A 6391-nucleotide genomic window follows, 5' to 3' on the forward strand; every position below is an offset into this window, starting at 1 on the left:
CAACCCGCGACCAGCGAAACGGCTGCACCGGCGCTACATCCTCGAACCCGGCCGTCACACAGTCCGGCAACGGACGCCGCTGTCGCTCGCGTACAACGTCCACGTACGACAGTTCGACGTACTGCCCCTCAAGATCCACCCCCAGCCCGTACAGCCTTCCAGCGCCTCCAGTGCGATCAGCCGGGTTGGTCTGCGCGTTACTGATTCGGCGCTCGCATACCACCGGCGACGCCACCTCCGTGGACAGGAAGCAGGGCTAGAAACACCCTACCTCGCGGGAGGCAGGGGCATGCCAACTTGGCTCTTCGCCCTGCTCGGGTCTGTCCTGGCTTCGTGCATGAGATTGGCTTCTGACTCAACTCCCGTGGTGACAGCTCGCCGTGCTGGACGAAGGCCGGACCACTGGGCCAAGATCGAGCTGAGGGGGGACGGAAAATTTGAACGAGAAGACTTTCACCGAGATGGCGAGCCGGTTCCTGCGCGCGTCCCTGGACTCGTGGCGCCAAGAGAACCACGCCTTCGCGGTCCTACACGCTGGTGTCGGATGCGAACACATCCTCAAGGCCTTGCTGTGTCGTCACAACCCCTTGTTGATTGCCGAGAAGGGGGACCAATCCTTCCGCTTCCACTCTCTTGGGCACGGGGACGCGAACGGCGTCAAGCCTCTTTCTGAGGCTAGGACCATCGGCATACTCGAAGCCTTCAAAACTGCAGCCGTCCTCATGCACGGCCGTATGCCAGTGGATGAACGGACTTTTCGACCGTTCGCCGACTCCCGCAACGGCGTCGCGCACTCTGCCTACCTCGATGACATGGCCGTCAGGAAGGTCGTCGAAACGGGCGTCCAAGTCGTCGAGTCTGTCCGCGCCGAGCTAGGCCTGGACCCGGCTGACTTCTGGGGCGAATACACGAGCGTCTTCGCAGATCTGAGCCAGGTTGCCTCCATGCCCGCCCCCGCAGGACCGGCCACACGGCCACTTCTGGAACCCTTCGCCGAACAACTTGCGCTCGCCGCGCGCGAGCGTGCCCGCTCAGCGATCTCGGTAGCCCTCAGCACAGGCCTTGAGGCCGCCTCCTGGGACGAAGCCACAATGTCCAAGGAGCTCAACGGGGACATCACCCGCACTGCTCTGGACGCTGCAGTGGTCACCGCACTACGGATCGAGGGAGCCCAGGCCGGGCAAGCCGCCGAGAGGCTGCTCGTAGAGTACGGAGTGCTCCCGCTCCCTGCGCCGCTGGCCTCCCACGAGGACCCTGGCGTCATGCAGCGGTCCCATACTGCTGTAACGGTCAAGGTCATGATCGCTTCAGGTGTCATCGCGGGACTCATCGACGTGCAGAATCGCGACCGCGATATGCCCCTAGTTGACATGCTGATCTACCTCGACCAAAGAGGCTGCCTGATAGGCAGTCGGGCAAGCGGTGACCATGTGTGGTGGCGTGAGTGCCCGGCCTGCGGTTACGCCGGCAACGTGTACGGGGACCTCAGCCCCGTACCCTGCCGCTGCGATGAGTGGGCGGTTTCGTGCATCCACCCTGGCGGGGTCGTCGACGTTGGTACGGTCGAGTCCTTCTCCTGCCCCTTCTGCGGCCTCTCCCTGAGCAACCGCGGGGAAGTCGCCACGGCGGGCATCGAATCGCGGACTGAAGCCCCGGAAGAAGATTGGTGAGCTAGCGAGTCGGCTGCACCACGAATAGGTCTAGGGGTCGTGCCCGGCTCACCGACTAGAAGGGCTGCCCGTTTCTCGGCTTCTGGCTCAACTCCCGTGGTGATAGCTCGACGATCGGTTCACCAGGACACTGAACGCTTGGATCCAGCAGGTCAGTCCGTTGGTCTGAAGCGAGCACGAGCGCAGACAGCGGAGCTCCGCAGAAGTTGCGCCAGAACCCAGTCTCACGCACAAAGCCACGGAGGGAACGACCCGGTTTCGGTGTGCAGACGCCTGAAACCGGCTTTGACCTGGGATGCGACAAGCGACGCGACACGCGCACTCGTTCACGGGACACATACATGGAGGCTGCGCGAGCGCGCGCACCGCCGTGGGGAGGAGCGAGAAGGACCGACCGCATCGGCTTCCCACTACGCTGCGGCTGCCTCGGCAAGTTGCCGTTCATACTCCGCCCGCACCTTCTCTGACACCTGGCAAGCACGTTCGACGCGGTCCGGGCGCCACCGGATCAGCAGAGAGTTGTTCTTGCTGCGGTTGCAGTGGATGCACGCAAGAACCAGGTTCGCGGCTTCGTGCCGGCCACCCAACGTCAGAGGACGGATGTGGTCGACGTCTCCGTCCGTCGCCTGTCGGCCGCAGTAGACACACTCGCCTTCAGCCCGGATTGCGGCGTACTCCTCTTCGGTCACACGGTCCACCGAGTCGGTCCCAAGGATTCGGGCACGCCGCGCGTTGTAGTAGGCCCGGGAACGGTTGGTACGGATCTCCGCTGGAACGCTTCGCCACTTACAGGGACCACATCGGCGGTCGCGCCCCCAGAAGGGGCTGTGGCAGTCCATGCAGACCTTGTCCGTCGCTTCACAGCCAGGGCAGACAGTCCGGTTCCCCCGGAAGATCCGGTTGCATTCCGGGCACTCACGGTCCTTCGCCCGGCAAGCGGTGCACAGTCGGTTACCGGTGCTGCGAAACTCTCGTCCGCAGCCGTCGCACTCCCGGTCCTCGTTCTGGCACCGGTTGCAGCGGCTCCGCTTCCCGGTGAAGGTCATGCCGCAGTCAGTGCACTTGCGCTCCGAGTCCCGGCAGGCGTCGTAGTAGTTCGTTGCGCCGGTGAAGGTCTCTCCGCAGTCCCAGCAATCCCGTTCGACCTTGCGGCACGGCCAGCACTTCGAATCTTTGCCGACGAAGGTGTCACCGCACTCGACACACTGCCGCTCGACGGCTTGGCAGGTACTGCACTTGAGCATGTCGCTCACGATTTCCCTGCCGCAGTCGGCCGCAGTTCCGTCTGATCTTGCGACAGGGCTTGCACTGCCGGTTGTTTCCCTTGAAGAAGTTGCCGCAGTTGTCGCAGGTCCGCTGTTTTCTGGCGGCGCACGACCCACAGACGCGCCCGTTCCCGTGGAACCGGTTTTCGCAGTGCTTGCACGTACGCCAGTCCGCACGGCACCGCGAACACTTCAGGTTGGTCCCCCGGAACTTCCGCCCGCACTTACATACACGATCCTGTACCGGCACAACCCCACCCCTTGGTACGGCCCACCCGCACAAAGGGTGGGACTTCGACTCGTGACGGTATAGGGCACCACTGACAAACCGATTGACTGCCAGTCAGAAAGGGAGACCGCGCTCGCGTCGAACGCCCCTCGGGAGCACATAGGCGCCAGGACACCGTAACCGCCTCGGTCTCCTAGGGCCTGCCCGACGGGTCAGTTACGGTTTGGGATGCGGATCGGTCGCGGCCGTGGCGGAAAAGTGGTCACTCGCATGGGTGATCAGGGTGCTGAGGTTCGTCGCCCGCGTGCGGCGGGAGAGAGTTCGGGAGGCCCCTCGCCCGTTCCCGGAAGAGCGAGGGACGGGCCGTGCCGGCCCAATCGTGGAGAGGTAAGAACGGTGCGTGCAGAGGTGGAGCAGAAGGTCATCGACATCGTCGCCGAGGTGCTGAACAAGGACAAGAACGCGGTCAGCTCTTACAGCCGGTTCAAGGAGGACCTGGAGGCAGACTCGCTCAACATTGTCGAGCTGATGATGAGGATCGAGGTGGACTTTAAAGTCGAGATTCCCGACGAGCATGCCGAAAAGATCTTGTCGGTAGCGCACTTGGTGGAGTACATCCAGGTGCGCAAGTCGTAGGGACAACTCCTGAAGGCCGTGCGGCGGGTCATCAACGGAGCCACAGCCGGATCGAGGCGAGGGTCACCGTGCCGTGGAAGACGTACGCGCTCTCGCCGTATCTGGTCGCCACGGCACGGAAACTCTTCAGCACATTGACGGTCCGCTCGACTTCATTTCTGCGGGCGCAGCGTGCTCGGTCGAAGCTGGTGGGTTGACCGCCTCGGCGCTGTCGGTGGGCCTGCAGGTCGCGACGCTCGGGAATGGTGTGTCGAATCTGGCGACGCTGCAGATAGCGACGATTGCGGCGTGAGCCGTACGGCTTATCTGCGCTGAGATGGTGGAGCTGGGTGCGAGGACGGCCGCCCGCTGGAGGGGAACCGGCGACATGCGCTGTCAGTGGTGGTCGGTCAGGAACACCGAACGCAACTTGAGCCGGTCCGTGGCAGGGTGTCCATGGGGGCGCAACGTCCAGGAGTTGCCCGTGCAGTCCGGCTCGGTGAACACCATCACCCACGTGTCGGTGTCGTTGTGCGGGGCGAACGCCGGCTCGGAGGAGCCCGGGTCCGCTACCTCCGGCAGAGTGATGCAGCCGGGGCTCTGTGGGTCGTGCAGGGTGACCGACTGCACAGTGCCGTCGAGGCCGACGTACTTGTAGGAGAAGTCGCCGGTGGCGGCGCTCGCGGAGGCCGGCAAGGTGGCAACAAGAGCGACGGCGCCGAGGGCGGCACCGAGAGTATGGCGTAGACGCATGGGATCCCTTTGCTCGGCGGACATCGGCCGACGGCCGGCCGTCCGGCACAGAGCATGCCCCGCCCGTTGCTGCCGCCCTGGAATCGTGCGGGGGCGCCGGGGGGATCGTGAGAGCGCACGGAAGTGTCATCGGCAACGACCTTGCGCGTCTGCACGCTCGGCCATTCGAGTTCCAGGGCCTGGCCCGGTCCCCGATTTCAGCTGCGTCGCACCGCTGCCCCACCCTGATCGGACGGGCCACATACCAGACCCGCCTCGCACGCGCCCGGGTACGGATGAAGATCACCAACAGCATCGCTTCCGTGAGGGCTACGACCGATGCTTCATCTACCCGTACCTCGTTGAGCGAGGGGAGGCCGAAGGCCGACCCGCGGGACAAGGAGATCGCCCGGCTGAAGGCCGAGAACGCCAACCTGCAACAGGAGCTGGGCAAGGCCCGCACCGTCATCGAGGTGCAGGGAAAACTCTCCGCGCTGCTCGACCAGCTCGCCACGGACAGCGCCACGAAGAACGGCGAGAGCAAGTGATCATCCCGTCGGACACGGACACGGACACGGACACGGACACGGACACGGACACGGACACGGACACGGACACGGACACGGACACGGACACGGACACGGGGGGCCGGGATCCGGTGGCGGGCACGGTCTTCGAGGACGCCCGGGCCCAGGCGCTGGAGGACCTGGCGGGCGTGGTCGGCCGGGTCAGGGCGTGTGCCGCACTCGGCGTGAGCCGGGCCACCTACTACCGCTACCACCGCAAGTCCCCGCCGCCTGCCCGTCCACCGCGCCGGGAACGGCGGCGTCATCCACGTGCGCTCACTCCGGCCGAGGAGACCAGGGTCCTTGAGATGCTCCGCTGTGAAGAGTTCGTGGACATGGCACCGGGCGAGATCTACGCGGTCCTGCTGGACCGCGGCGTCTACTTATGCTCGGAATCGACGATGTACCGGCTGCTGCGCCGTCACGGCGAGGTCCGTGAGCGGCGCCGGCAGGCCACCCACCCGCCGCGCAAGAAGCCCGAACTCGTGGCCGAGGGCCCGAACCGGGTGTGGTCCTGGGACATCACCAAGTTGTAGGGCCCCCTCAAGGGCAGCTACTACTGCCTCTACACGATTATCGACATCTACAGCCGTTACACCGTCGGCTGGATGTTCGCCACCTCGGAGAACAAGGAGCTGGCCGAGCAGTTCCTGTCCTCCACGATCGCCAAGTACGAAGTGGAATACGGCCAGTTGACGATCCACTCCGACCGGGGCTCGCCCATGGTCGCCGAGAACGTCGCCCAGATGATGTCGAACCTCGGCGTCACCAAGTCGCACTCCAGACCGAAGACCTCCAACGACAACCCGTACTCGGAGAGCCAGTACAAGACCCTCAAGTACCGGCACGACTTCCCCGACAGGTTCGGATGCATCGAAGACGCGCGTGCCTGGAGCGAGCGGTTCTTCGACTGGTACAACCTGGAGCACAGGCACTCGGGGATAGCGATGCACACCCCGTTCGACGTGCACTTCGGCCTCGCCGAGCAGCTGCGGGAGATGCGCGCCGACGTCTACGGGAAACACCCCGAACGCTTCGTCCGCAAGGCCCCCGAGCCACCGAAGCTCCCCGAGGCCGCCTGGATCAACAAACCCGACGAACCCCAGCCCGACAACCAACCGATCCCGGCACAGGGATAGAACGAACTACCTGCCTTGATCACGTTGACAGGTTCCGCTGTGACGGGGCCCGGTGGCCGTCCAGGCACTGGTGTGGCGCGTGGTTCCGCTGCTTGTGGGTCGAGCCCTCAACCCGGCTCGCGGTCATCTTCGTCGGGGGCGAGGGCTGCCACACCGTGCTGCGCCGCGAAGCGAT

At 64.9% G+C, this 6391-nt stretch carries 5 protein-coding genes and 2 pseudogenes; 4 read left to right on the plus strand and 3 right to left on the minus strand.

The window, feature by feature from the left end:
- The first annotated feature begins 437 nt into the window (after positions 1-437).
- Positions 438-1670 carry a hypothetical protein gene (locus ACWC0C_RS47795; protein WP_450871462.1) on the plus strand — a complete coding sequence of 411 codons (1233 nt, stop codon included), beginning with the start codon at positions 438-440 and terminating at the stop codon, positions 1668-1670.
- Between the two features lie 410 nt (positions 1671-2080).
- On the opposite strand, the gene ACWC0C_RS47800 is transcribed toward ACWC0C_RS47795, so the two are convergent.
- A complete protein-coding gene (locus ACWC0C_RS47800; RefSeq protein ID WP_450871464.1) occupies positions 2081-2359 on the minus strand; it encodes an HNH endonuclease in 279 nt (92 codons plus the stop codon).
- A gap of 1213 nt (positions 2360-3572) precedes the next feature.
- Here ACWC0C_RS47800 and acpP point away from each other — a divergent pair.
- Positions 3573-3800, plus strand: a complete 228-nt coding sequence (gene acpP / locus ACWC0C_RS47805) for an acyl carrier protein (protein WP_450871465.1) — start codon at positions 3573-3575, stop codon at positions 3798-3800.
- A 31-nt stretch (positions 3801-3831) separates the two neighbouring features.
- Here acpP and ACWC0C_RS47810 read toward each other — a convergent pair.
- Positions 3832-4152 (minus strand): annotated as a pseudogene (locus ACWC0C_RS47810) (IS5/IS1182 family transposase); the annotation flags it as partial.
- A 23-nt stretch (positions 4153-4175) separates the two neighbouring features.
- A complete protein-coding gene (locus tag ACWC0C_RS47815; RefSeq protein ID WP_450871467.1) occupies positions 4176-4532 on the minus strand; it encodes a hypothetical protein in 357 nt (118 codons plus the stop codon).
- Positions 4533-4873: 341 nt separating this feature from the next.
- Between ACWC0C_RS47815 and ACWC0C_RS47820 the strand changes: the two genes are divergently transcribed.
- Positions 4874-5059 (plus strand): hypothetical protein, encoded by a 186-nt coding sequence (locus ACWC0C_RS47820; RefSeq protein WP_450871469.1) that lies wholly within the window; start codon positions 4874-4876, stop codon positions 5057-5059.
- Positions 5060-5169: 110 nt separating this feature from the next.
- Positions 5170-6216 (plus strand): annotated as a pseudogene (locus ACWC0C_RS47825) (IS3 family transposase).
- Positions 6217-6391: the final 175 nt, after the last annotated feature.

The sequence above is a fragment of the Streptomyces sp. NPDC001709 genome (assembly GCF_053596375.1).